This window comes from Vibrio sp. 03_296 (genome assembly GCF_002265885.1).
The window spans coordinates 26,993-53,668 of sequence record NZ_NPKW01000056.1; the positions used below are offsets into that span (position 1 = coordinate 26,993).

Annotated in this window: 26 protein-coding genes; 11 read left to right on the forward strand and 15 right to left on the reverse strand. The window is 46.6% G+C overall.

The features are described from left to right. Positions 1–148 precede the first annotated feature (148 nt). A complete protein-coding gene (locus CIK04_RS06240; RefSeq protein ID WP_170861626.1) occupies positions 149–1,348 on the forward strand; it encodes a DUF3103 domain-containing protein in 1,200 nt (399 codons plus the stop codon). A gap of 248 nt (positions 1,349–1,596) precedes the next feature. Here CIK04_RS06240 and CIK04_RS06245 read toward each other — a convergent pair whose 3' ends face one another. After that, on the reverse strand, positions 1,597–1,917 hold the full coding sequence (locus tag CIK04_RS06245) for a heavy metal-binding domain-containing protein (RefSeq protein ID WP_011082323.1): 321 nt from the start codon (positions 1,915–1,917) through the stop codon (positions 1,597–1,599). 102 nt (positions 1,918–2,019) lie between these two features. Continuing rightward, positions 2,020–2,910, reverse strand: coding sequence for a LysR substrate-binding domain-containing protein (locus CIK04_RS06250; protein WP_045589702.1), 891 nt, complete (start codon positions 2,908–2,910; stop codon positions 2,020–2,022). 90 nt (positions 2,911–3,000) lie between these two features. On the opposite strand from CIK04_RS06250, the gene CIK04_RS06255 reads away from it, so the two are divergent. Next, positions 3,001–3,924, forward strand: a complete 924-nt coding sequence (locus CIK04_RS06255) for a DMT family transporter (protein WP_097352918.1) — start codon at positions 3,001–3,003, stop codon at positions 3,922–3,924. Positions 3,925–3,926: 2 nt separating this feature from the next. Here CIK04_RS06255 and CIK04_RS06260 read toward each other — a convergent pair whose 3' ends face one another. Beyond that, positions 3,927–6,806 carry an HD domain-containing phosphohydrolase gene (locus CIK04_RS06260; RefSeq protein WP_097352917.1) on the reverse strand — a complete coding sequence of 960 codons (2,880 nt, stop codon included), beginning with the start codon at positions 6,804–6,806 and terminating at the stop codon, positions 3,927–3,929. A 192-nt stretch (positions 6,807–6,998) separates the two neighbouring features. Between CIK04_RS06260 and CIK04_RS06265 the strand changes: the two genes are divergently transcribed. From CIK04_RS06265 to CIK04_RS06275, 3 genes are all read left to right on the forward strand, one after another. Continuing rightward, complete coding sequence (locus CIK04_RS06265; protein ID WP_017420088.1) at positions 6,999–7,439, forward strand: SRPBCC domain-containing protein; 441 nt, start codon at positions 6,999–7,001, stop codon at positions 7,437–7,439. An 82-nt stretch (positions 7,440–7,521) separates the two neighbouring features. Beyond that, positions 7,522–8,271, forward strand: coding sequence for a phosphatase (locus CIK04_RS06270; protein ID WP_011151697.1), 750 nt, complete (start codon positions 7,522–7,524; stop codon positions 8,269–8,271). An 85-nt stretch (positions 8,272–8,356) separates the two neighbouring features. Beyond that, a complete protein-coding gene (locus CIK04_RS06275) occupies positions 8,357–8,758 on the forward strand; it encodes a cytochrome b562 (RefSeq protein WP_038963683.1) in 402 nt (133 codons plus the stop codon). Positions 8,759–8,930: 172 nt separating this feature from the next. Here CIK04_RS06275 and sodC read toward each other — a convergent pair whose 3' ends face one another. The 3 genes from sodC to CIK04_RS06290 all read right to left on the reverse strand — a co-directional run bounded on the left by sodC (position 8,931) and on the right by CIK04_RS06290 (position 11,586). Beyond that, positions 8,931–9,443 carry a superoxide dismutase family protein gene (sodC, locus tag CIK04_RS06280; RefSeq protein ID WP_045589699.1) on the reverse strand — a complete coding sequence of 171 codons (513 nt, stop codon included), beginning with the start codon at positions 9,441–9,443 and terminating at the stop codon, positions 8,931–8,933. After that, the gene (locus tag CIK04_RS06285) at positions 9,443–9,949 is read right to left on the reverse strand and encodes an ankyrin repeat domain-containing protein (protein ID WP_097352916.1); all 507 of its coding nucleotides are present in this window, start codon (positions 9,947–9,949) and stop codon (positions 9,443–9,445) included. The genes sodC and CIK04_RS06285 overlap by 1 nt, the downstream gene beginning before the upstream one ends. Positions 9,950–10,041: 92 nt before the next feature. Beyond that, positions 10,042–11,586 carry a catalase gene (locus CIK04_RS06290; protein ID WP_039562194.1) on the reverse strand — a complete coding sequence of 515 codons (1,545 nt, stop codon included), beginning with the start codon at positions 11,584–11,586 and terminating at the stop codon, positions 10,042–10,044. A gap of 330 nt (positions 11,587–11,916) precedes the next feature. On the opposite strand from CIK04_RS06290, the gene CIK04_RS06300 reads away from it, so the two are divergent. Both CIK04_RS06300 and CIK04_RS06305 read left to right on the forward strand, forming a co-directional pair. Beyond that, complete coding sequence (locus tag CIK04_RS06300) at positions 11,917–12,273, forward strand: hypothetical protein (RefSeq protein ID WP_170937710.1); 357 nt, start codon at positions 11,917–11,919, stop codon at positions 12,271–12,273. Between the two features lie 107 nt (positions 12,274–12,380). Next, positions 12,381–13,796 (forward strand): PepSY domain-containing protein, encoded by a 1,416-nt coding sequence (locus CIK04_RS06305; RefSeq protein ID WP_097352915.1) that lies wholly within the window; start codon positions 12,381–12,383, stop codon positions 13,794–13,796. A 180-nt stretch (positions 13,797–13,976) separates the two neighbouring features. Here the strand turns inward: CIK04_RS06305 and CIK04_RS06310 are convergent, their stop codons facing one another. Then, on the reverse strand, positions 13,977–14,360 hold the full coding sequence (locus CIK04_RS06310; protein WP_097352914.1) for a VOC family protein: 384 nt from the start codon (positions 14,358–14,360) through the stop codon (positions 13,977–13,979). Next, entirely contained in the window at positions 14,360–15,271 is a 912-nt protein-coding gene (locus tag CIK04_RS06315) for a LysR family transcriptional regulator (RefSeq protein WP_097352913.1), read from the reverse strand. Before CIK04_RS06315 ends, CIK04_RS06310 begins: the two co-directional genes overlap by 1 nt. Positions 15,272–15,591: 320 nt before the next feature. Here CIK04_RS06315 and CIK04_RS06320 point away from each other — a divergent pair, with 320 nt between their 5' ends. Further along, positions 15,592–16,833 carry an MFS transporter gene (locus CIK04_RS06320; protein WP_097352912.1) on the forward strand — a complete coding sequence of 414 codons (1,242 nt, stop codon included), beginning with the start codon at positions 15,592–15,594 and terminating at the stop codon, positions 16,831–16,833. 122 nt (positions 16,834–16,955) lie between these two features. Here the strand turns inward: CIK04_RS06320 and CIK04_RS06325 are convergent, their stop codons facing one another. Both CIK04_RS06325 and CIK04_RS06330 read right to left on the reverse strand, forming a co-directional pair. Then, the gene (locus CIK04_RS06325) at positions 16,956–17,303 is read right to left on the reverse strand and encodes a hypothetical protein (RefSeq protein WP_017420100.1); all 348 of its coding nucleotides are present in this window, start codon (positions 17,301–17,303) and stop codon (positions 16,956–16,958) included. 6 nt (positions 17,304–17,309) lie between these two features. Beyond that, the gene (locus CIK04_RS06330; protein WP_097352911.1) at positions 17,310–19,334 is read right to left on the reverse strand and encodes a S8 family serine peptidase; all 2,025 of its coding nucleotides are present in this window, start codon (positions 19,332–19,334) and stop codon (positions 17,310–17,312) included. A gap of 439 nt (positions 19,335–19,773) precedes the next feature. Here CIK04_RS06330 and CIK04_RS06335 point away from each other — a divergent pair, with 439 nt between their 5' ends. From CIK04_RS06335 to tdh, 3 genes are all read left to right on the forward strand, one after another. After that, on the forward strand, positions 19,774–21,027 hold the full coding sequence (locus CIK04_RS06335; RefSeq protein ID WP_015727532.1) for an SGNH/GDSL hydrolase family protein: 1,254 nt from the start codon (positions 19,774–19,776) through the stop codon (positions 21,025–21,027). Positions 21,028–21,300: 273 nt separating this feature from the next. Continuing rightward, on the forward strand, positions 21,301–22,494 hold the full coding sequence (locus CIK04_RS06340; protein ID WP_011082341.1) for a glycine C-acetyltransferase: 1,194 nt from the start codon (positions 21,301–21,303) through the stop codon (positions 22,492–22,494). 107 nt (positions 22,495–22,601) lie between these two features. Next, positions 22,602–23,633: an L-threonine 3-dehydrogenase gene (tdh, locus tag CIK04_RS06345; RefSeq protein ID WP_011082342.1), complete on the forward strand. Its 1,032-nt coding sequence runs from the start codon at positions 22,602–22,604 to the stop codon at positions 23,631–23,633. A gap of 70 nt (positions 23,634–23,703) precedes the next feature. Here the strand turns inward: tdh and CIK04_RS06350 are convergent, their stop codons facing one another. From CIK04_RS06350 to CIK04_RS06370, 5 genes are all read right to left on the reverse strand, one after another. Continuing rightward, positions 23,704–24,150: a hypothetical protein gene (locus tag CIK04_RS06350; protein ID WP_232708668.1), complete on the reverse strand. Its 447-nt coding sequence runs from the start codon at positions 24,148–24,150 to the stop codon at positions 23,704–23,706. 247 nt (positions 24,151–24,397) lie between these two features. After that, positions 24,398–24,748 (reverse strand): hypothetical protein, encoded by a 351-nt coding sequence (locus CIK04_RS06355; protein ID WP_128824601.1) that lies wholly within the window; start codon positions 24,746–24,748, stop codon positions 24,398–24,400. Between the two features lie 112 nt (positions 24,749–24,860). Continuing rightward, a complete protein-coding gene (locus CIK04_RS06360; RefSeq protein WP_097352909.1) occupies positions 24,861–25,502 on the reverse strand; it encodes a hypothetical protein in 642 nt (213 codons plus the stop codon). Between the two features lie 176 nt (positions 25,503–25,678). After that, positions 25,679–26,224: a YiiX/YebB-like N1pC/P60 family cysteine hydrolase gene (locus CIK04_RS33190; protein ID WP_232708667.1), complete on the reverse strand. Its 546-nt coding sequence runs from the start codon at positions 26,222–26,224 to the stop codon at positions 25,679–25,681. Between the two features lie 9 nt (positions 26,225–26,233). Continuing rightward, entirely contained in the window at positions 26,234–26,605 is a 372-nt protein-coding gene (locus tag CIK04_RS06370) for a hypothetical protein (RefSeq protein ID WP_128824602.1), read from the reverse strand. Positions 26,606–26,676: the final 71 nt, after the last annotated feature.

The following is a 26,676-nucleotide window of genomic DNA, read 5'->3' on the forward strand; positions in this document are numbered from 1 at the left end:
ATCAATTCCTTATGTGAAATTTGATCCTGTGGGCAGAGTTTATACAATTTTATAAAAGCGAATTGAATGAATGGTGTTCGGTGGTATTTTGGACATGAATGGAGCAATAGCTCTATTTGTATCCAATCAAATCATAGAAGGACACCAGATGAAAAAGAAAATAATACTGTCCGCACTCTGTACTTTAGCGCTTGTTGGCTGCCAGTCTGAAGAGACAAAAGTGACCAACATCTCTAATGAGAAAGCGGAAGATATCGTCAATACCAAACGTGAGCTTGCCAAGCAACTGGGTGAAAACTACAGCTCGGTTGAATCCACGCTTCGTCAAAACATCAACGCTCAGCAACTCAATGTTCCCATTTCCACTTTGGTTGAGCAGAAACCACAGGCGCAAATGAGCCGACGTTTCGTTCAAGCCGATGAGCAAATTCGAACTTGGAAAGGCGTGAGTGAGTACACCGACGAACTGCTTGAAGTTCGCCTTGCCAATGAAGCGATGCTCGCGGCTTGGCAGAAAGGGGATGTTTCACCATTGTTCGCTTTTGAACCAAGTGGTGATGATGAGCTTTGGCAGTACATTGAAGCTTTTGATGTCAACGGTCAGATCCACCAATTGGATGTTTACAACATGCCTGATGTGCCAGTCATTGTTGTCGATAACAACAGTACAAAAGAGCTTAAAGCAGGCCTACAAGCCATGCAGGCGGAGATGAAACGCTTAGGCCAACCAACGCAGATCCAGCCTTATGTGGTGGAAAAAGAACGCAATGCAGCCCCTCGCATGGCACCGCAATATAGCCTTTCGGCAGAAACGACCGCGCCAATCCAAACCACACAACTGAAGAAAATCCGCTTATCTGATGACCAAGAACCTTGGATCTCAGGCAAAGCAGAGATCTATGCCATTGTGACGGGGGTGAATCCGAGTCGAGATGAGCCAGCATTGGATCTTGTGGAAATGCCTTACCTGGATTACGACAACAAAGATTATTACCCTAATCAAATTGTGATCCATTGGTCCCGCTATCGCTGGGGGGCCGCGGATATGGTGCTGATGGAACAAGATGATGGCACGGACTACAAACAGCTAGCTAAGTTGCTGGTTCAGGTGGCAGAAGAAGTGTTGAAAGCGATTCCGGATCCAGAAGTTCAGGCGTACGCGATCATCCCGCAGATCACCAATAAAATTATTGATGCGATCCCTGATGGCGTTTTAACCAACGATGACGACTTTGTTGACGTGTACTATACGCTCATGCAAGACACTTCATACGTCGATCACCCAGGTGCCGGGGTCAATGCGGTGGTGACATTGGAGCCACTGACGATTAATCCAACACGTCCGTAGTTCTTAGGTAAGAAAATCTTAGGTTAAAAAAGTAAAAAGGCCGAGTTCAGTTGAACTCGGCCAATTCCAGACGCGCAAGCGAAAGCGTCGTAAATCTGCATCACATTGGATATGCATGCAATTTAAAAGCTTTTTTCTTTAGGTGTAAATACTTTAAGACAAGCTTTCATAATAATTTCATATTTCCTGAACTAAAGTCTTAGTTCTTATGCATAAAAATAGCGCATTGGATGCGCTATTATGAATTTCTATTCTATAACGACGGCCGTACCACTGGCTGAAACCATCAGCATGCCATTGCTCTGTCCCAAGACTTCATAGTCGATATCAACACCGACGATCGCATTGGCACCCAACTCGCGTGCTTTTTGTTCCAGCTCTTGAAAAGCAATGGTTCTTGCTCTTTCCAACTCGCGTTCATATGTACCAGAACGTCCACCAACCATGTCTCGAATTCCGGCGAAGAGATCTTTAAACAGGTTCGCACCCAAAATGGCTTCTCCTGCAATAACGCCTTTGTAAGCGATGATTTTTTTGCCTTCGATATGTTGAGTCGTTGTTACGATCATATTGGTCACCCTCTTTTGGTTAAAAATGCAATGTAAAGTATTCACTGAGGGAATGGATTTAATCTAACTTGCGTCTTGACGCATGGCAAGCATGAATTTTTCTCATTTTGGTATGAAGTCATTCCTGATCCAATTGCGCAGCGTTAAAACACTTTCGTTTTTGAGTTTGCTAGGATGGCACACCCAATAGAAAGCGAGATCAGGATTCACCACACTCGGGCCGACTTGCGTGAGCAGCCCGGCATCAATGTCATCTTTGACGAACAGTTTATGGGTCACTAGTACACCCAGTCGTCGTATGGTTGCTTGAACCGCCTGAACCGAAACTAAAAACTGCAAGTGCTTATCGGTTTTAGGTAGTGGGAACTGCTGCGCCTGGCACCAAATATCCCAATCGTTTTTTCTCCGCTCATTCGTTACGGTGATGATGCGCGATTGGGTCAGCAGCTCGGGCACAGAAGGCTGATGAGCAAGTAACTCTGGGCTGCAAACCAGAATCAGTTCATCGTCACTGAGTTTTTCACAGTAGTAATCTTGCCATTCATCAGGGCTACCATGGACCAGTGCTACGTCGACTCCTTGTTGCTCAAGATGAAAAATACCCGTCAAATTGGAGAGCCGAACATCCAGGTTTGGCGCAAATTGTTGTAAGTCATCCAAACGTGGGATCCACCAGTGCAGAGCGAGGGAGTTCACCATGTTGAGGGTTATTCGTCCAATGTCATTGGATTGGGCCAACTCTTCGGTTGCTTTAACAATCTGTTCTAGTGCTGGCGCGACTTGTTTGTAATATTTCTTACCATGATTGTTTAAGCGAACGTGTCGGCCCACTCTTTCAAACAGTGGCCGATTGACCTGAGTTTCTAGTGATTTGACCGCTTGGCTGATTGCAGAATGGCTAACATGAAGCAGACTGGCCGCTTCGGTCATACTGCCCGTTTCTGCCACCGCGACAAAAGCATAGAGAGATTTGAGTGGTACTTGTTTTCTCATGTTAGTTTACCTTACAGATATGGTCAGTATTACTCGCTATTTTCACCCCGCATATCCGCCTAAAATGAGCGGGTACTGAGGAGTAGTGAAATGCACACATTAGACAAATCTATCTTGTATATGCTCCTGTCGACATTGAGTTTATCGGTGACAGGTCTGATTTCCAAATATTTAGTCGATATTGTTCCTATCGAATGGTTTAGCTTTTTACGCTTTGCCTTGCCAGCCGTTTTACTATTGGCTCTATTAAGAATAACTAAAATAAAAATACCCAATAAGGCGGAAATGAAACCCTTGCTCGGCCGCGCGCTGTGTATCGCCCTCTGCCAACTCTTTTTCCTTTGGTCGCTTCAACATCTGAGTTTGGTGGAAAGCGTGGTGCTCTTTGCTACTGGCCCATTGTTTATGCCGTTGCTTGAGCGTCTCTTTTTCAAAACCAGTGTGTCGAAATTGACGATAGCGGCGTTGGTGGCGACGTTTGTCGGCGTAATATTATTGGCCGGGAAAGAAGGGGAGTTCTCATTAAGGCTCGAATTGCTGGCGGGTTTGGCAGGGGGAGTGTTCAACTCGGGATCTCAACTGACGCTCTATCGAGCCAGTAAGAGTGCGCTGTCACCCAAGGAGATTAACTTCTGGACATTCAGCTTGGCCGCCTTGTTGCTCCTGCCTGTTTTGGTGTTTGTCGATATCGCAGCGTCAGAGGCAACAGCAACGTTGCAAACTTGGCTCAGTTTGCCCGTGGCTATCGCTTTGCTGGCGATTTCTTGTTTGATCATCAATACCCAAGTGAACAGAGCTAAAGCGTACCGGCTAGCGAACAGCGGCTCTCAGTTAGCCCCATTGATTTTTACCAATTTACTGTTTACCTCGGCTTGGCAATGGCTGTTTTTTGATGAGTCGTTTTCTCTTTGGCAAATCACCGGTTTGGGATTGATCATTTTCGCCACCATGCTCAACGTACTTTGGCCGATGATCATGTCGCGTCCTCCGTTTCTAAAACAGAGGCAGGCGTAATATCAGAACTGGTTGCGCATGTAGTTTTTCACCCGCTCAATGTGCGACTCTCGGTCTATCTCAGACAACTGGCTGCGGTTAACAAATGCGCTGGCGTATTTCTGGTCCACTTTTTGGATTAAGAACAAGAGATAGATCTTAGGATCAATATGCCCTGATGTTGCCATATTGGTCATGATCTCCAGCGATTCTGCTAATGTCTTGCCTTTCTTGTAAGGGCGATCCGCAGAGGTGAGCGCTTCAAAGACATCCGCAATGGCCATAATACGTGCGGGTACGGAGAGCTCTTCCTCATGAAGACCGAGTGGGTAGCCTTTACCATCCATTCGCTCATGGTGCCCCCCGGCGATTTCAGGGATGTTTTTTAAATGCTCAGGGTAAGGTAGGCGATTAAGCATAATTTGCGTCTGGATGATGTGATCATTAATGATAAAGCGCTCTTCATCCGTGAGCGTGCCGTAGCGAACCGTCAGGTTATGCAGCTCGCCACGATCGTACTTGTACGCTCCCGGCTTGAGTACATACGCTTGCTGCCAGTGTTGGCTTGGGTGGAATCCTGCTTCCCATGGCACTTTGTGCACATCTTTATCTGCCAGCAATGGCTCCATCACGGGTAATTCAGGTGTGTTGCGGTGCCGTTGCTGTTCAATCCAAGAAACACCCAGTTGATCATCAAGCGTTCGCTTCCACTGGCGATTGGCAATTGTGTTGAGTTTTTCAATGTCCGCTTCGGCCATTGACTCACCCCCCGCATTACAGCGTGCCACAAAAGCAAATTCGTCATCCAACTGACGATGGAGCATGGTGAGGTGTGCTTTTGCCGCATCGGGATCTTCCCCTTGGCTGCGTGCACGCCAATAGTCCACTTCCCCTTGCAGTTTGAGTAATTCAAAACGCATACGAACTTCATGAATGCGATCGTAAATGGTTTCCAGTTTTGTTGCTTTATCCACCACGTATTCTGGTGTGGTGACCTTGCCACAGTCGTGCATCCATGCCGCGAGCCTGATTTCTTCCCATTGTTTGGCATTCACTTTAAAGCTAGGGAAGTATTTGTTGTCTTTCTCCACCACTTCCGTCAGCCAAGTCACTAACTGTGGAACGCGTTGACAATGCCCGCCAGTGTAGGGCGATTTGGTATCGATCGCAGAGGCAATGAGCTCGATGAAGGCGTTGAGCATCTCTTTTTGTTGCTGCATTTGGTCAATATTGTCTTTGGCGATTTCGGCAAAACTGAGTAGCTCACGCAAGAATGCGTGCTTGGCGAGCTCGGTTTCACTGGGTGGGCGCTCATAGCCCACAGTGACAATGCCGACCAATTGTTTTTCACGATTAAGGAGCGGAAAAAGAAAAATATCTGAGTTAAAAATCGTGTCCTGATGACGTTTTAACGCATTGGTGGAGCGATCAAGGTGGATGGTATCGCCCTCCTTGAGTTGTGCCATCAACCAAGGGGTTTCATTAACGAAATCATTGATGTCGACCTTGAATGGAATGATGGCGTGATTGGCGGCCAAAATCAGCTTTTTCTCTTCTTCCGACTGAATGTAGAGCAAGATGGTTTCAGCTTTGGTCACCAAATACGCTTGGTGCGCAATGGTTTTGGCCAACACTTCAAACTCTTGGTTACCAGCGGTATCACGCAATAATCGCAATAAATCGTGCAGTGTGTGTTCCATCAATTCAATGGAGCTGGTGAGGTTAGAGACCTCTTTGATCATGCTCTGAGGATAACGTGTTTTCTTAAAGTTAAAGCGTGCGATGTTGTCTGTCAGATACACAAGATTGATAAGGGGCTTTGAAAGCCGATTGGCCACTAGCCACACCACACAAAAACAGATGGCAAGTAGAAGAATCGCCGTGAGCACTTGTTTGTCACGCATCGAGAGCAGATCCGCCAAGATCTCATCGGTGGGTGAGGCTTCCGCCAGTGAAAGCTGCACTTTGTCAGTGAGAAAAACCGGCGTCATGGTGATTGACCAATCCAAGCCGTTGAAGGTGGCGGTTTCAAATAGGGTGGTCGGGTAGCCAACCTTTGCGAGCAGCGAGGCAAAAATACTGGTTTTAAGCGCTTGTTGCTGTTCGCTGACATCGGCTTGAATGTCTAGGCCAACTTGGTGCTGCGCCAGTAAACGTCCCTCTTTATCGAGCAAGGCAAGGCGAGTTCGATCTGAATAAGCGAGCTGTTCAAGCTGGTTTGATAAGGTGGCCAAAGTGAAGTCGGCTCCCACCACGTATTGCCCATTCACCGAGCGTCGAGAAAGCGTCACCCCGTTGGTTTTTAGAAAGTAAAAAAAATATGGCTCTGTCAGTCTGATCTCGCCGTCCATTTCGGCGTTGATAAACCAAGGTCTCACTCGAGGATCAAATGTGTTGTCATTGGTCTTTTTGTAGTCCATTCGTTCAAACTGGCTGTCGAGAAAGATGAACTCGTTGGTGCCATCCACATGGGTATTGTTAATCAGGAAAAGCGCGTTCGCTGGAGCGGAAAAACTTTGGCGGATGGTGGGCGAATTCAGCATACGATATTGGGTGAAAGTCCCGCTTTCAGATGCGTGATACAGTGCAACCAAATTGGGATTTTCTTCAAAAATATGGGCCAGAGCGCTTAACCACGGTTTTAGCTTGTTCTCATTGTTGTATTCATCAAGAAAAGCACTCACAGCCATAAAATCCAACGTGGTTAAAATTGGACCAACAGAGGTTTGAAACGCCGATTCCAGTTTGTGAGCGTGCTCGTTACTCAACCCTTCGGCACTTTTGCTCAACAAGGTTTGCGAGTGGTTGTAGCTGATGGTGATCAGAACAATACCAACAACCGTTGTCAGCACTAAAAACAGACTCGTGATATGAATACTCAGCGGGTAACGTTGTTTCTTCATGAGCGCTCCAGGTTCGCGTCTTCGTTTCAATCCTTGTCACCAAACAACTACTCGGTGTTGTGGGCGAAATCGAGAGATCGCGCCTACTTTGGATAAGTATTGTCGAAATTATGCCGCTTGCCAAAAAATAACTGGTTGATTTTTAGCCTGTATAGGCTAGCGTGTTAACTAAACAAGCAGGGAGGCTAGAGTATGCTGACATTGAATTATCATGTTGAAATCGACGCGACACCGGAGAAAGTGTGGCAAGTGCTGACGGATCTGGAACTGTATAAACAGTGGGCAAAAGCGTTTTCTCCTCACTCGCAATTTGACGGCGTCTGGCAAGAAGGGGAAGACATCAAGTTCTTTGACCCAGACATGGGAGGCACGCGTGCGGTGATTGACGCGATTGAACCGCAGCAGCGGATCGAACTTCATCATGTTGCCATCTTTAACCCAGAACATGTTCAAGACATAGACAGCGATGTTGCCATGAAATGGATTGGCTCAACGGAAAGCTACCAACTTCGCCCTAAAGATGGAAAACTGCTGTTGATGGTGACGATCACCACGCACAGCGATTTTGTTTCCATGTTCAATCATGGTTGGGAAAAGGCGCTGCCCCTGATAAAAGCGCTGAGTGAAGAGTAAACTTATTTCACATCAGATCGTTGCACTACGAAGTGTCGTACAATGTCGATGTCAATCCGATTAAGTGAATTAGAGAGGTGAAATGGAACTGAAGATCGACACGCACAGTCATACTTATGCGAGTGGCCACGCCTATAGCACGCTGATTGAAAATGCGCGTAGCGCAAAAGAAAACGGCTTGGCCATGTTTTGTACCACTGACCACGCAGAATCCATGCCAGGCGCGCCTCACTATTGGTTTTTCGCCAACCAGCGTGTATTGCCTCGTTTCCTCGAAGGCGTGGCGATTTTACGTGGCGTGGAAGCCAATATTCTCAATACCGAAGGCGAGATTGACCTCCCTCTTAGCGTAGACCCCAACTTGGATTGGGCGATCGCCAGTTTCCACGAGCCTGTTTTTGCGCCATCCAACAAAGAAGCGCACACCCAAGCATTGCTCAATGTGATTCAAGGTGGCCGAATCGATGCGTTGGGGCATTTAGGTAACCCTCATTTTGACTTTGATTTCCATGCCGTACTTCACTGTGCCAAAGAGCATAACGTGGCCATCGAGATCAATAACTCCACTCTGAAAGGGCACAGCCGAGTCGGCAGTGTGGAGCGTTGCTACGAGATTGCACGTGTAGGCAAAGCACTTGGCGTCTATTTTACAACGGGCAGTGATGCTCATTTCTGTCAGGATGTTGGCAAGTTAGATCTTGCTAGCGAGCTACTGGACTCTGTCGGCATTGATTCACATCGTGTGATTACACATAGCCCATCGCAATTTCTCGATTTTCTTGAGTTAAGGGGCAGGGGGCCTATCGACGAGTTGGCGTCATTACGTCAGTGATCTTTACAATTTCTTTACCCTATTTTCAGACTTCATAGAGTACACTTGCTGCGGAAAAATAAAGACAACAAAACTCGGAGAAGTAATGAAGTTAAGTAAAGTATTGTTAGGCTCAGCATTGGTGATGGTCTCTTTTACCGGGCTTGCCAACCAAGAAAGCAAAGTGGATTTAAAAGCCAACATGAAAGAGATGAAGTTGGAATTTCGTCAAGCTGCGGAAGCTCAGGATATTGAGTCTATGCAAGCGGCTGTCAACCAATTGCGCTCGCTGGTGGCAAACTCAAAAACCGGCGAATACGCACCGGAGAAAAACGACTTGTATCATGAAGGCTTTAACAAGCTGACAGTGGCACTTGATAAAGTGAATGGTGAGCTTGAACAGGGAAATCTTGAGGCTGCCAAGCAAGCTCTGGTTGAAGTGGATGAGTTGCGTAAAGAGTACCACGAGAAGAAGAAAACCAGCATTTGGGGCAAATTGTTTGGTTAAGCCAATCTGCCAATCTCGATACTGAGTAAGTAAGCACAGCGCTTACAATAATGTGAACTCGTTTTGGCAATAAAAGCCGCCTGACTACTCAAAGGCGGCTTTGTTGTTTTGGCTCCTAAGATTCCCTGAGCCTAGAAGAATCGAAGAGCCATGTTGGGAGGCTAAGGCTGGGTTAGTTGATCACACCACACACAATTCTCGCACCGCCGCCGCCCAGCGGCATTGGGTGATCTGAGTGATTGTCAGCCCCTGCATGGATCATCAGAGCGCGGCCCTGGACATCTTTTAACGCAACACGAGGGGCAAGCACCGGCTGTGACGCGTTACCTGATGCATCAACAAACAGTGCAGGTAGATCGCCAAGGTGATTGTCTTCAGTCCATGGATAGCCGTGTTTGCCACTATTCTGCGGGTCATAGTGCCCACCAGCCGCCCCTCCTAATACCACTTTGCCGTCTTTGTTGCTGCTCTCACAGCTTCCATTGGCGTGGAGGTGAAAACCGTGCAGGCCACTAGGTAGCCCTTTGAGATTAGGAGTCAACACCGTTCCGTAGTCACTTGAAGTGATGGTCACGGTGCCGAGTGTTTGATTGCTGGATAAGTCCTTCATCTCAACGCTCAAACTCTGCGCAAATGAAGAGGTCGAATAAAGCAAAACGGCAGCAAGTAAGGTGTGTTTATTCATTATTTTCCTCCAGAGGAAATAGATGTTATAGGTTGTTGTTTCGCTAGCGATTTTAGTACTTCAGATTGACCGTATATTTCGGCAAATTGTTTCAAATCCAGTCCCGCTTTGTTGAGCAAATCGCTGGGGCAGTCTGCTTGATAAAGATCCTTAGCAATACCAATTTCACGTTTGAGTAACGCCCCCATCAGCGCAGTATTGCCTCTCTTATCCTGTAAACAAGCATTGGCACCCCTTGCCAACAACAGTTGAACAATCTCTCGTTGGCCCTGATAGGCTGCGACCATCAAGGCGGTATAGCTTTGGTAATTCCTTTCGTTAATCGGAAAACCGGCATCCAAAAACTCATTGATGACTTCGCCATTACCTATTCTAGTGGCATCAAAAAATAAACCGATGAGGGATTGATAAAGATCTTCTTGAACTGTGTCAGTTTCGCTCGAAATCGCAAAGATGGAATAAATCGTCACTGAGCAAAACAAAATAATGTGAGTAAATCGCTTCATTGGTGGTCTCTCCATTGAGCAAATTTGGCCCATAGAAGCCCTGTTTTTCGGGGCAGAAAAGAGCAGAATTTTCTTCTATGGGCCAAAACTTTTTACATCGACGCCAGTTTAGTGACTTGTTTTAGATTGACGTCAGTCGCTTTGGCGAGACGAGTGCCATACTCTTTGTCTGCACGGTAGAAGTAGCTCACCATGATGGCTTTGACTTCGGCATCATTAACCTTGTTTAAATCGCCAGAGAGGTTGTGAATTAAGTCCGCCTTGTCTTGTTCGCTCAAGCTGCGGTAAAGCACGCCAGCTTGGAAGAAATCTCGCGGATTGCGGATTGCCTGCTGTTGAACATGGCCAGAAAGTGGTGTTTCTACTGCTCTCGCTTGTTTATCCACGGTCAGATTAACCAAACGGCTTGGCTCGTAATTCACGTCTAAGCTGTTCGCATTGCTTAAACCCGTCGCATCGCTTAAACCCGTAGAGTTGTTGCTTGGGCCATCTTGGTTGTGATTGGCCACTGGGCTTTTCGGGCTGTTGACGGGCAGCTGGAATAAGTTGGCACCGAGGCGATACAACTGCGTATCGGCATAAGCAAACAAGCGGCCTTGAAGCAGACGATCTTCCGAAGGCTCAATACCAGGAATAATGTTGGATGGCGCAAAGGCAGATTGTTCTGTCTCTAAAAAGAAATTATCGGGGACACGATTGAGCGTCATGGTGCCAACTTTTTTCTCAGGCACATCCAACCAAACTTTGGTGGCGTCTAGACCGTTGTAATCGAGTTTTGACAACGCTTTTGGAGAAAGCACTTTGACGTAAAGATCCCACTTCGGAAAGTTCCCCGCGTTAATCTGCGTATAGAGATCATTAGTCAGGTGATTGAAATCTTCCCCTTGCACTCTGGTCACTTCCGCCGGGCGTAAGCTCTTCACACCTTGTTGGCTCTTCCAGTGAAACTTAACGTAGTTCACTTCACCTTTTTGGTTGATCCATTTGTACGCGTGCACACCAAAGCCATCCATCGTGCGGTAGCTCGCAGGGGTGCCTAAATTGGTGTAAACCCAAGTCAGCATGTTGGTTGCGCTTGGCTGGCTACTGAAAAAATCAAAAAAACGATTCGGATCTTGAAGATTGGTGACCGGAGACGGTTTTAATGAATGCACCATGTCAGGAAACTTGATCGAGTCACGAATAAAAAAGACGGGTAGGTTGTTGCCAACAAGATCCCAGTTGCCTTGGTCGGTATAAAATTTGGTCGCAAATCCACGCGGGTCACGCAGAGTTTCTGGTGAACCTTTAGAGTGAACCACTGTAGAAAAACGCACAAATACAGGGGTTACTTTTCCTGATTGAGCAAAAGGAGAAGAAAGAGTTAAATCGCTGAAATCACCAGATGCGACGAATTCACCATGCGCACCTGTACCGCGAGCATGCACCACTCGCTCAGGAATACGTTCTCTGGCAAAACGCTGAAGTTTTTGGATTAGGTGAACGTCTTGCAGCAGTACGCTGCCGTTTTCCCCTGCGGTTATCGAATTCTGGTTGTCACCAACAGGTGCACCATTGTCACGAGTAAGCGTTTGAGCGTGTACCGAAATACTCGCCAAACCCATCGAAATTAATAAAAAGCTTTTTGACATATGCATGGTTGCTCTCCAATGCGTTGCACCAACTTACTTGTCTATTTATGCCAAGTTGGTTATCAAAAGCTCTTTTCTGCCCACGGGAAATATATCCCTATAAACCGCATTTGTTTAATGGGAATTATCGATAGATTTAATAGCTAAAAACGATGTAAATCCAATTGCTTAGCTGTTATGGAAGCAAGATCAAACTTAAAAGGGAGGAGCATCGTGATGAGAATCGTAACCCAATGCGTGATTTCTTGTGATAAACGAATCACTTATTCACCTCCCTTTTGCAAGGATTAACGCTTTGCTATAACATTTCGAGCAAATTGTTACATAACGGTTATGATGCGTTTATCTTCTTTCCATCGTTCAATGCTCGTGGCAACCGCGTTAAGCTGGGTATTAGTCACGTTAATGCCTGTTATCAATGCTCATGGTAGCAGCGCAGGCGTATGGGCGACGCTTTGTACCGTTAATGGCTTTGAACTGGTTCAAATAGAAGAAGGCGAAGAGGTGCCCACTCACAGTGGTAAGCCTTGTCCCTTTAGCCATTTTTCTACCTTCCATCAAGATTCGCTTCCAACTGCACTTGTTCTTACACGACAGAGCTTGGTTATTTCAGACCGCTACACTTTTTTGGCTCTAAGTGTGCGATTTGAAAGACAAGTTCCGCGCGCGCCCCCTTTCACGACGCTGACTTAATACAAAACCTAAAACAACACTCATTTAAGTAAAGTCAACACGCTCAAAGCGCACTGTTTCCGCTTCGGACACGGTGTTTTTTAGCGTTTGCAAAAGGAATTTATAAAATGTTGAGCGATCACTCTAAGACCGCCAAGCCCAGCTCGCGTGCAAAATCTCGTTACTTCCTCACCTGGCGTTGGCATTTTTATGCCGGGCTATTTGTTATCCCCTTTATGCTGATGCTCAGTGTCACTGGGCTTGTGATGCTGTTTGATGATGAAATCGAATTGGCTCGCTATCAATCCATTCTTCAAGTCACGCCTCAACATCATGAGGTATTGCCATCGGTTCAGTTGGCCAATGTGCAAGCGCGTTATCCAGAGGGCACCATTAGCCAATTTGTGCCAGCGAAACAGGCCGATTTAGCCAACCGTTTTAACGTCAAGTTTGCCGACGGCACCTCACGTTTTGTTACGGTGGATCCCTACACTGGCGCAGTGCTTGGCACGATTGACCGCAGCGACAGTTGGTACCAATTGGCGAATGATATTCACGGCGAGCTGCTGATGGGTGAGTATGGCGATTACCTCATCGAAGTGGCGGCCAGTTTGTCGACTTTGTTGCTGGTGACGGGGATTTACTTGTGGTGGCCACGAGATAACGCTAGCCGTGCGGGCTTTTTGCGCGTGCGTTTGCACTCAGGCAAGCGCGTGATGATGCGAGATCTGCACGCCAATCTAGGTGGGCTAACCAGCATTATTCTGCTCTTTTTCTTGCTTTCAGGCTTGGCGTGGGCAGGGATTTGGGGAGGCAAGTTTGTGCAACCTTGGAGTAGCTTCCCCGCGCAGAAATGGGACGATGTGCCGCTTTCTACCCTCACACACCAAGATCTTAACCATGGCAGTGAAGAAGAAATGCCGTGGAATTTGGAACAAACGCCACTGCCTGTCTCTCACGATCACAGCAAAATGGCAGATTCAGCGCATCACTCCATGATGGAAAACATCGGCATTGATGCCATGGTGAACAAAGCGCGTGAGTTAGGTTTTACCCATTACAAACTCAATTTTCCTCGCTCAGAAACAGGCGTCTTTACCCTTTCTGCCAACACCATGAGCGGCGACATTATCGACCCGACGCAGGATCGCACCAGCCATTTTGATCAATACAGCGGTGCGCTATTGGCCGATGTGACATGGAAAGATTACAACCTCGTCGCCAAAGCCATGGCGGCAGGGATTGCGCTGCACCAAGGAGACATCAGTGTGTTCAATAAAGTGGCCAATGCGCTATTGTGTTTGGCCTTTGTGGTGATTGCCGTGACAGGGGGAATCATGTGGTGGCTTCGTCGTCCTGTTGGTCAGGGTAAGCTGGGCGTGCCCGCAAAATTTGCCAGCGATGGCGTGTGGAAAACAGCGTTGGTGACGCTCGTGGTGATCGGCGTGCTCTTCCCGCTGGCGGGTGCAAGCATAGTGGTAGCGCTGCTGCTCGATTGGTTGCTTTTTAATCGTGTTGAACGTTTGAAAACCGTGTTTAGCTAGGCGTTAAGCTCAGCGATTTGAATCGAGCCATTTTTTAAATAGAGAGGTTTAAATAGAGAGGTTTAAATGCGCGTTTTGAAGAGATCGCAGAACGCGTTCTAAGGTGATTTGGGTACTCTCACCCAAATCACCTTGGTTAGCGTGATAACGCTATCGCTGGTAAAGCTATCGTTGGTAAAGCTACTGTTGGTACAGCTCCAACGGCAGGCCATCGGGGTCGGCGAAAAAGGTGTACTGCTTACCGGTAAACTCGTCGATCCGAATCGGCTCGACCAGCACATCGTGGCTTTCTAAATAGTGTTTCATCTGCACAATGTCTTCCACCACAAACGCCAAATGTCTTAACCCTTGCGCCTCTGGGAAACTGGGCCGTTCAGGTGCTTTGGGAAAACTAAACAGTTCGATCTGCGTACCACAAGGCAGCGCCAGATCGAGCTTATAAGAATCTCGTGCTTCGCGGTAATTTTCTGCAATGATCGTCAGCCCTAACAGTTCACTGTAGAACTGCTTTGAGCGAGGGTAGTCGGAGCAAATAATCGCGACATGATGAATGGTTTTCAGCATCACAACACCAACTTCTGGTTAATAAAATCGATAAACACGCGCAAACGAGCGGGCATGTATTTGGTTTGCGGATATTGCATGGCAATCGCGCCATGATAATTACTTTTGATCATCCAATCGTCCAACACCTTGACCACTTCACCGCGTTCAAGCGCCTCGCGAATCACAAAATCATGGAAGATGCCGATGCCGAGCCCTTGTTTGACGCCGTTCAGACGCATTTGGGAATGGTTAACGGCATAGCGACCCGAAACAGCCACCGAATAAAACGCCTCGTCTTTAAAGAATGACCACAGGTTGTCTTTGTCGTTTTCTGCCAAATATAAGCAGTCATGCTCGGTGAGTTCGGTCGGGTGGCTGGGCATGCCACGCTGCGTGAGGTAATCCGGAGAGGCGCACAAAACCAGATGGGTTTTACTGAGCTCTTTGAGCACCAAATTTTCATCTGGTTTGTCGGTCAGTTTAAACGCCACGTCAATATTGTCGCGAAACAGATCAATCTGGCCGTCTGCGGCGCGCAGTTTGAGTTGGATATTCGGGTACTGCTGTAAAAAGGGCACCACAAAAGGTTGCAGTACGGAGTTCAAAAACGCTTCTGGCGCCGCTACGGTTAAGGCGCCAGCCGGCTCACTGTGGTCAGAGGCAGAAATCTCAATTGCTTGCTGAGCGGCATTCACCATCGCAATGCTTTGGTCATACACTTTTTGCCCCGCCTGAGTGATGAGCAATTTGCGCGTGGTGCGCTCAAACAATTTCACCTGCAATGCCTGTTCTAAGCGGGTGATCAACTTGCTTAACGCGGAAGGGGTCACATCGAGCTTTTTTGCTGCGGCGGTAAAACTGCCCTCATTCACCACCAAGATAAAACTGGCAAGATCGGGCAGGAGGGCGATGAGTTTCGGGTTAACCATGAGAATGCGCTTCTTGTACAACATTATTTGGCTTGGCAGTGTAACAGAAATCCGCCTGTTTTCGCGCGCAACCGCTCACGTTTGTTTGGTTCAAAAAACACATTTCAGGCAGTACGTTAGCTCGCGGTATAAGAGAGAAAATTAATTTTAACAATGGGGTTACATATTGTGACTTGGCTCTCTATACTGGCCAAATTGTGATCAGCAACCGATTGCTAAAGAGAGCGCTTTCAACGCTTGCGATGGGTACTGCGATGGGCACGTTGACACAAACTTAAAAAAGAAAAAAACAGAAAAAACGGATGAGAGAGGCTAGGCGTATGGAGAGAGAAAGTTTATTTCAAAGAGAGAGAATAAGGCGTTTCAATTTTTCCATCTGGACGGTGCTCAGTGGGACTTTACTGGCGCGCACCAGTTATTTCATGGCGTGGCCATTTTTAATTGTTTTCCTATACCAAGATTACAACGCCAGTGCGGCGCAAATCGGCGGCATGCTGGCTGGCTCGGCGATTGTTGGCGCGGTGACGGGGCTCTATTCGGGCTATTTGTCCGATAAGTTTGGCCGCAAGTGGGTGATGGTGAGCGGCAGTTTGGTGGCGTCTGCGGCGTACACAGGCATCGCCTTGGCGGATCAACTGTGGCACTTCTACTTTCTGATGCTGGTGACGGGCCTAATGCGTCCGATGATCGAAGCGCCCGCCAAAGCGGTGATTGGCGATAATCTTGCCAACGTGAAAGACCGCGAACTGGCGCTGAATATTCGTTACTTTTTGCTCAACTTGGGTGGCGCGATTGGCCCGCTGTTGGGGGTGACGATTGGTTTGAGCTCACCGCAACATCTTTTCTACATCACCGGTGTGACGTATTTGCTTTACACCGTGTGGTTGTTTTTTGGCATTGAACGCAAACAGACCTTTACCAAGCCCGATCCCTCTTTGTTGCCTAACTTCCGTGCCACGATGAAGGTGATTAGCCGCGATGCCATCTTTGTGAAATTGATGATTGCCAACTTCTTGATGATGTTTATCTATGCCCAGTTGGAATCGTCGATCCCACAGGTCATCGTGCGTTCAGATATTACCGATGCAGCTACGCTGGTGGCCGGATTGGTGCTGGTGAACACGTTGACCATCATTATTTTCCAGTTCCCGATGCTGAAATGGCTTGAGCACGTGCCACTCTTTTTGCGTACGCGTATTGGCATGATGTTGATGGCGTTGGCACAAATCGGATTTATGCTCACGCCAGCGGATTTACCTTGGGGCTGGGCTCTGGCTTGTTTTGTCATGAGCTTAGGCGAAGTGATTGCTTTCCCAACCTTGAATGTGCAGATTGACCGCTTGGCACCGGCGCATTTGCGCGGCTCCTATTTTGGCGCATCGGCGCTTTATTCGTTGGGCTTTGCAGTGTCACCATTGGTCGGCGGTATGGTGATCGATTCGCTCAACTCAAACTGGCTATTTGGGCTCTGTTTCGCTCTATGCCTAATGATGATTTGGCTCTACTGGCTTGCCGAAAACAGCCAAGATAATGTGGAAAGAGAACAAGCCATCGCGCAGTGACCCTCTATGACGGGTACAAATATGATAGGCATAATAAATGGCCGCGAACCCTAAACAGTGGCCAACAATAGACGAAACGCCCCAACATGCTGGGGCGTTTTTGCTTGGCTCAATGCGCTCGATTACTGGGTGTACAGTTGCCTAACAGGCTCTTGTTCGGTGTAGTCTATCCATTCGCTTTGAGCCAGTTGATCCATTTGCTCTTGGCTACCGGAGACCACCAACACACGTTGTTTGACCAAGGCATCCACCACTTCGATCTTGAGCGAGCGAAGAAGCTCACGGACCTCGCTCTCTTTGCCTGCTTGATACTTAACAAAGTATCTTGCCGGTTGTTGAGTGGCGAACGCTTCGTTTTGACCATCGACAGGAAACCCTTTGTTATTGGCGAAGGAATACCCCGCGGCAATGGTGAGGGCGAGAATCGTTGTCGTCATCGCGGTCGTTTTTGCGGTGAACTTCTTCATCATGACTCCTTACTGGAAGGTTAATGTCCAGCTATTAATCGTCCCTGTGTCTCTTCTGGCACTGTCTACGGCTTTTAGTTCCCAAACACCTTGAGATTCAAAACCGCTGAAATCCACTTGGTAGCTTTGACGAATGTCATTCGCTGAACCGCCAGTGTTGTTGTGCAGCACCACTTCTCCACCAGTTGGTGAGGTGAGTGTGACCTTAAGATCGCCAATGTAAGTGTGGCTGATATCTAAATCGATGCTAACCACACCAGCGTCGCCAGAGCGCGCTACATCCAAAACGCTGATCACACCCGCACGTGAATTATCAGGGATCGACACCACATTGCTGTTGGTGTACGTATCTCCACCCGTACCTACTGGGCCATTACAACCGGCATCTAAGTACGCTTTGGCAGCGTCAGCATTGATCAAGCCATAGCCTGTACGGTTGTCACGTCCTGCAACATCGATATCGGTTGCCGTTGCGGTTAACGCCTTACGCACTTGTTGCGCAGTACAAGTTGGGTGGAAGCTCCAAACTAAGCCCGCGACGCCGGTCACGTGTGGCGTCGCCATTGACGTGCCATTGTAGTACTCGTAATCGCGACCTGTGGTGGTGGAAACCGTCACCGTTTGACCAACTACGTTCGCCAGCTCCAGACCCAATGTGCGATCAACCGTCATTGAAACCATGCGGTAGCTGTCGTTGTTATCGAGCACAAATGGATTCTGCAAGCCCGGCAGTGCAGAATTACTGTAGACAATCGCCGCGCTGGCTCCGGCATCGTGACACGCTTTCACCGCGTTGATTTCTGGACGAGCGGAGGCGGTTTGATTGTCGATACGCTCAGTCAAACAGATTTTGCCACTCATATCGTCACACACATATTGGCCGGAAGAGACGTCACAAGAGGCGAGCGCTGCGGTAACATTACCTGCCACGGGTGCTGGCACATAATTGCTGCCGCTAACAATCAGGCGATTATGTGGCACCACACCACGGTCAAAGTAGCTGCTGCCATTGAGTGAGATATCGGAAAGCACCCCTTCACCCACGGTGACAGTTGAAAGAATCGCCACACCTGGCGCGGCAATTTCTACTTGGTTAGTGGCTTGAGAAAACGCTGCGTGGTCGTTGTTGCTGTCCACCGCCGCAACGGACATGACAGAATCGTAAGAAGCCGGGTAGCTGTGAGCGGTATTGCCCGAGTTACCTGCCGCAGCAATCAATAACACGCCTTGATCGTAAATCGTCTTCAGGGCATTTTCTTCCGTGCGGCTAGATTGGCTACCACCAAGGCTCATGTTCACAACATTCGCGCCGTTGTCAGCACAAGTTTGAATCGCCTTCACCAAGCTCGAAGAGTATCCCCAGCCTGATTCGTTAAACACCTTCACAATGTGCAGATTGACGTTTTGATTCGGCATAATGCCTTTCACGCCTTCATTGTTGGCAATCGCTGCGATGGTGCCAGCAACGTGGGTGCCGTGGGCGTTGTTGTTACCCGGATCGCTCCATGATCCTGTGCCACTGTCGTTGCTGCCATTGACGCGGTTACCGCTTAAGTCGTTGTGGCTTAAATCGTAGCCAGAATCGATGATACAAACGGTGCGATTGCCAGCGTCACTGTCCATCAACAATTGGGCGTTGACCGCGCCATAACCCCAAGGCGTCGTTTCACTGAGTAAATAGCGTGGTGGATCCACTTCGACATATTCCACATCCGTGTGGTTTCTCAGTTCACCGAGTTCTGAGTTGTCGATTTCAACGCTATAAATGGCTTGATTGCCAAGCCTTTCGACTTTTCGCGCTTTGACTTTATCCAACACCGCTTCACGAACCATGTTTGGCGCAAAGAAGCGGTTATGAGTCATTGCTGAGCGAGCGTTACTGCCTTCCTTAAATTTCACGATGTATTTGGTGGGAAGATCACTTTCGTCGAAGGCCATCGGCGGAACTGCGTGCGCCGATGTGGACGTCATGATGGCTGCAGCAAGGGCAGTGAGGGATAAAATCCCGGAAGCTTTTGTTGTTGTGTAATGCATTTGCTCTATTCCTTTTGAGCTGGTTATTTATGCGTAAATACGCAATGAAAAGTCACTTCATGTGTTTTCAATTGCGTTACTTAGCTATAACGCTTGATTATAAAATGCCAAAAAAATGCATCATATAGAACAGATAATGAACAGGTTGTCACCGATTAAACAGAACGAGTGAACATGGTTTGCTCGATTAAAACTCTTATAAAGCAAAAGCTTAATTACTAAAGAGTGAATGTTAAACTATTGTGAGTGAGTAATTATTCTAAATTTATAAATTATGGCGCTATAAATCCCATGAATGCTTTTTGACTTTGGTACCAGTTTTGTAAAATTGAATACTTAGTTAGTTGACTTGATAGAGTTTGTACTCAAAATGAGAAGGTTCCCAGTGAGAAATGCTCTCAACTGGTGATTAATAATCAAAACATAAGAAGATAGTTCTATGAAGAAGATAACTATTCTGTTGGGTGCTCTGTTGCCCTTCACATCTGCAGTGGCGGATGAGCCAGCTCTCTCTCCTGAAGCGATCACTTCAGCACAGGTGTTCAGTACGCAAAGCAAAGAAACGTATACTTATGTACGTTGTTGGTATCGAACGGGTAACTCTCATGACGAATCGGCGACCGATTGGGAATGGGCGGAAAATCCGGACGGCAGCTACTTTACCATCGACGGTTACTGGTGGAGCTCGGTTCGTCTGAAAAACATGTTCTACACCAACACATCACAAAACGTGATTAAGCAACGTTGTGAAGAGACGCTAGGAGTCACGCACGATGCCGCAGACATCACCTATTTTGCTGCGGACAACCGTTGGTCATACAACCACACCATTTGGACCAATGATCCGGTGATGCAAGCCGATCAAATCAACAAGATTGTCGCATTCGGTGACAGCCTTTCTGATACCGGCAACATCTTCAACGCGGCGCAGTGGCGCTTCCCCAACCCAGATACCTGGTTCCTTGGCCATTTCTCTAACGGTTTTGTTTGGACGGAATACATCGCGCAGGCGAAGAAACTGCCTCTTTATAACTGGGCTGTGGGCGGCGCGGCTGGTTCCAACCAATACGTGGCGCTAACTGGCGTGAAAGATCAGGTACTTTCTTACCTCACGTACGCCAAAATGGCGAAAAACTACAAGCCAGAAAACACCTTGTTCACTCTGGAATTTGGCTTGAACGACTTCATGAACTACAACCGCGAAGTGGTGGATGTGAAAACCGATTTCAGCACCGCGCTAATCAAACTCACTGACGCAGGGGCGAAGAACATCATGCTGATGACCTTACCCGACGCAACCAAAGCGCCACAGTTCAAGTACTCCACCCAAGCGGAAATAGAGAAAGTGCGCGCGAAGATCGTCGAGTTTAATGAGTTCATCAAAGCGCAAGCAGCCTTCTACATCATTCAGGGTTACAACATTACCCTCTACGATACACATGGCCTGTTTGAACAACTGACGCAAAACCCACAGCAACATGGTTTTGTAAATGCCAGCGACGCCTGTTTGAACATCAATCGTGCCTCTTCTGCAGATTACCTATACAGCCACAGCTTGACCAACGATTGTGCCACTCACAGCTCAGACAAATACGTGTTCTGGGGCGTGACGCATCCCACCACGGCAGTGCACAAGTACATCGCCGAGAAAATGCTCGCACCAGGAGCAGGCATGCAACGCTTTAATTTTTAGGTCAACAGAGCCTAACATCTCTTAGCGTTAACAATGAAAACGGAAGCCAAGTGCTTCCGTTTTCTTTTTAGGATGGAATGGGGGAGGGGGATAAATTTCATTTGTGCTTGAAATTCACTAATGCTTTTCCAAATACTGGGATAATCGTTTTCTCTGCCATGGATTACACTTGAAAGTAATAACGCGTATTCGCCTGTGACCCTTGTCACATAAAGGCTGCCCTATAATCAGCCGACCTCAAGGTTGGCCAATCAAACTGGAAGGAAATTCTCCATGTCGTCTGCATTTTACCAGCAAATTCGCGATCAACTTGAAGATGTGAAAGCGGAAGGTCTCTACAAATCTGAACGTATTATTACTTCTCACCAGCAAGCAGCCGTTAAGATTGCCAGTGGCGAAGAAGTGCTGAACTTCTGTGCCAACAACTACCTAGGTTTGGCGAACCACCCTGCGCTGATTGAAGCGGCAAAAGAGGGCATGGACGGCCACGGTTTTGGTATGGCGTCTGTGCGCTTTATCTGTGGTACACAAGACATCCACAAAGAGCTAGAGCAAAAGCTTTCTCAGTTCCTAGGTAAAGAAGACACCATCCTATACACCTCTTGTTTCGATGCCAACGCGGGCCTATTTGAAACCTTGCTGGACAAAGAAGACGCAATCATCTCTGACGCACTGAACCACGCTTCTATCATCGATGGTGTACGCCTATGTAAAGCAATGCGTTTCCGCTACTCAAACAACAACATGGCTGAGCTAGAAGAGCAATTGATCGCAGCAGATGCGGCTGGCGCTCGCCACAAGTTGATCGTCACCGACGGCGTGTTCTCAATGGATGGTGTGGTTGCGAACCTACCAGCAATTTGTGACCTTGCGGATAAATACAACGCGCTTGTGATGGTAGATGACTCTCACGCGGTCGGCTTTATGGGCAAAAACGGCGCTGGTACGCACGAGTACCATAACGTGATGGATCGCATCGACATCATCACTGGCACACTTGGTAAAGCAATGGGTGGCGCATCAGGCGGTTACACATCCGCAAAAGCAGAAGTGATCGACTGGCTACGTCAGCGTTCTCGTCCATACCTATTCTCAAACTCAGTGGCACCAGCGATTGTTGCAGCCTCAATTCGCGTATTGGATTTGCTACAAGAAAGTGGCGATCTACGTGAGCGCCTATGGGAAAACGCAGCGCACTTCCGCACCCGTATGGAAGCGGCTGGCTTCACCATGGGTGGTGCCGATCACGCCATTATTCCAATCATGCTAGGCGATGCCAAAGTGGCCGCAGAGTTTGCTGAGCGTGCGCTTGCAAAAGGCATCTACGTCATTGGTTTCTCTTTCCCTGTAGTGCCAAAAGGCCAAGCGCGTATTCGTACGCAAATGTCTGCAGCGCACTCACGCGAGCAACTAGACCGCGCGATTGATGCCTTCATCGAAGTGGGCAAAGACATGGGTATCATCTAGGATTCTAGTACCTAGTACCTAGTACCTAGTACCTAGTACCTAGTACCTAGTACCTAGTACCTAGTACCTAGTACCTAGTACCTAGTACCTTTATTTAAGGCTAAATTATGAAAATCAAAGCACTATCAAAGCTAAAGCCAGAAGAAGGCATTTGGATGACCGAAGTGGACAAGCCTGTTCTTGGCCACAACGATCTGCTGATCAAAATTAAGAAAACCGCGATTTGTGGTACCGACGTACACATCTACAACTGGGACGAATGGTCACAAAAAACCATCCCAGTTCCTATGGTGGTTGGTCATGAATACGTGGGTGAAGTGGTTGGTATTGGCCAAGAAGTCCGTGGTTTTGAAATCGGCGACCGCGTTTCTGGCGAAGGTCACATCACGTGTGGCCACTGTCGTAACTGCCGTGGCGGCCGCACGCACTTGTGCCGCAACACCATTGGTGTGGGCGTAAACCGCACAGGTTGTTTCTCTGAATACCTTGTGATCCCTGCGTTCAACGCCTTTAAGATCCCAGCAAACATCTCTGATGATCTTGCGTCTATCTTCGACCCGTTTGGCAACGCAGTACACACTGCGCTGTCGTTCGATCTGGTTGGTGAAGATGTACTGATCACCGGCGCTGGCCCAATCGGCATCATGGCGGCAGCGGTTGCGAAGCACGTTGGTGCGCGCCACGTCGTGATCACCGATGTGAACGAATACCGTCTCGACCTAGCACGCAAAATGGGCGTGACTCGCGCGGTGAACGTTGCCGAGCAGAAGCTTGACGATGTGATGGCAGAGCTAGGTATGACAGAAGGCTTCGATGTGGGCCTAGAGATGTCGGGCAACCCATCCGCATTCAACTCAATGCTGAAAACCATGAACCACGGTGGCCGCATTGCACTGCTTGGCATTCCACCATCAGACATGGGTATCGATTGGAACCAAGTGATTTTCAAAGGCTTGGTGATCAAAGGTATCTATGGCCGTGAAATGTTTGAAACTTGGTACAAGATGGCAAGCTTGATTCAATCTGGCCTTGACCTAACACCAATCATCACTCACCACTTCAAAGTGGATGACTTCCAGCAAGGCTTCGACATAATGCGCAGCGGCATGTCAGGCAAAGTGATTCTTGATTGGGAATAATCGGCTCTAGCCAAAAACAACGAAAGCGCTCCGAAAGGGGCGCTTTTTGTATTTATAAAGGCGAAAACCATCAGTTGACGCCACAGAAAGCAAAATGAGATTGATGCTTGTCCACTTGTGACGCATTGTTTTTGGCTGCCTGAACGAAGGAGCTGGCACCGCTAAATTGTGCATCTACTCCTGGCCAGTAATATTCATCATTGTCAGAACACAGGGTAATGATGATGGGAGTGGTATCTAAAATCACATCCTCATCTTGTTCAACATAGAGTGTATATCGAATCTGTTTATGTTGTTTGCCGCGAAGCGTCTCAATAACTTCAGCTTCATAAACAAACTGGGTTATAGAGCCAGTGTCAGATGCGTTGATAACGTCGACATTAGTGTGTATAACAACCGCCGAATAAGGAGTGCTGATAATAGCTTCTATTAAAAATGGTGCTTGTGTCTCGATGTCGTGGCTGACACCATAGTCTCCTGTTTGCGTGTGAATTGTTAAGATACATCTTGTATTCAATATGCATCTTATGAAGAGTATTAAAAATACTATAACTCATTGAGTCTCCAAGCAATCTCAACATAACCATAAATGTTTTTCTTACTGAGTATAACTAGATCAACATGTTTTCCATAAGCATCTCGTGCATACCATTCTGACTGAATAAGTAAATCTTCATAGCCATCCTGAGTAAAATCTCCACGAGCGAGCAAGGTAAGATACACTTCATCCCGTGCCGTCAATAATTTGAAAGTATTCTCATTTTCTATAGTAACTTTAGTTTTTCATCATAAGAAAGAAATGATTCACCTTGCTTTCTTAAAAAATCACTATAATTAACAAATGGCGTAATAGTCGCTGGAAGTTGGTAGATGAATTCAGAATCAATATCTTGAGGGAAATTATTGCCTTGAGAGGCTACAGCAGTAGAAAATTTATCTATTGCGATACATGAAGTCAAAAGAAGTTTGAACCGATAATAATCATAGTCAGCAACAGTAGCAATATCAATTTGTCCTGCCTGCTCGCATGTTTTCACTACTAAATTTTCATTTGTAAGTAATGCATACTCATAACCATTCAAACCAATAACTGTATCTGATGTTTTTGAAAACAAAAAACCTGGGAAATACTCATGAAAAAGTATTTTTCAAACATGTTTGTATTAGTCGTGCATGCTAACAAAGACATAGAAAACAAAGAAATAGTTAATAATGATTTCATAATAATCAGGACGTAGACTTGGGAGCTTCTAAAGGTTTAGTTTTTGGCACGGGCACAGAATTCAGTAACTGTTTAACGTACTGATTGCGTGCTGAATTTACATCTGGCCGATTAGATTCAGCTGCTGCTTTTTGCCAATCTCCATCTTTTAACGCACTGTTGAATTTTTTAAAAACATTAACAAGCTTAGTTGCACCAAGATTAAAAATCATATCAAACAAAGCTAATTGTATATTTTTATGCAAATTATCAAAGTCAGCTGTATAACCATTGGATTTTTTATAAATACTGCTTAGTTCAGAGTAAAAGATATTAATGTGATTATCTCTCTGACTATTGATATCAATCTCTTTCATAACTAATGTTGTATGAGATTTAAAACTGCTCGCTCCATATCTCATGCCATATGGGAGTTTGGTGACATTATCGTATTCTACTTGTTTTTCAACCATAGTTGCAATTTGAGAAGGCAAGTTGTTTTTGGTTTTATATAGTCTTACTGTTGCTATAGCATTTCGGCTCGAAATAAGGTGCCCCACACCAACTGTGACTTTTCCTTTTGTATCCAAGTATAAGTGATTAGAGCGCCCTTCATATTGCTCTATTTTCTTAGAAACCTCTTGTTTTACATTTTCTGCCAATGGCATTGATTATTCCTTATCGTCAGTTATGTTCATCTCAAACAAATATGTACCATTAGAGTATCAAGATTATATATACCTACGGCAGTAGTATATCTAAAACTTGAGAGACATTTCGCATAACGCCACGTTAAGGGGGGGGCGAAGCGAAACTGCCAAGCGTTGCGAATCACTCCTTGCCTTTAGGGAGCATTCATACCTGACACTTTGAGATGGCCTACATATATGAGCTTGGAGTTATTTGCTAGATCTTTCGGTGTTGTTTGGCTTGAAAACCACTCCAATGGTACTCCTGCCTTTTTATAAGAAAATGCTACTAGCTCAGAACAATAAAAGTCGCTCTCTGGTGAAATTAGGTTAGCCATTGTTGGTAGCACTCCCACTGCTGCTCTACCAGCACCACTCGAACCAATAGCACCTGAAAGATTGTATTTTTTACCAATTTGTTTTCTGGCATAGGTCATAATCTTATTTTTTTGAGCTTCAGATAGGCCAGGGTATCTATATACGATTGTATAAAGATCGCCTTTCATAACATCGACTAATTTGACTTTGACTACTTCGGGATCAATAGCTTCAATAATATGCTCACCACCCACATAAAGTCGAGCATGACTGTAATTTGAAATTGTTGCCAATTTTACGACCTTTGAAACTGCTTCATTTGTTGTCGATAGGATGACATCACCTTTTTGGAGTTGCCCAAGTGTGATAACTTTAGTTGACATTTTATTCCCCTACTTAGATGTATACGAGATCCATGTAGCATTGACATTATCCAACGAGACATTAGACCTAATATCAATTGTGGTAAATTTTAGGCCCATTAAATCTATGTCGCTTTCAGGAAAGAACAATATACCCGTAGATTGTCCCTTTGGCCGAAATTGGTATTTTTTTCCCTCATTAGAGGTAGCTACTATTTCGATTTCAATTTCAAAATTTGGCCATTTAGACGATACAAATACATCCTTATCATACGCTGAATCTGATGCAATCATTTCTGTTGAAAAAGTTAAATTCTCTGGTTCACTTCCGTCAAAAATCAACCTTATCATTTGATTTCGATTCAAAGAAGTAACATCAACATTAAATTTTGACCACTCCACAGATTTAATTTTCTTTGTGCTAAACATGTCTACAATGTGCGGATTGCGGAAAAACTGTGAAAATAGGTGAT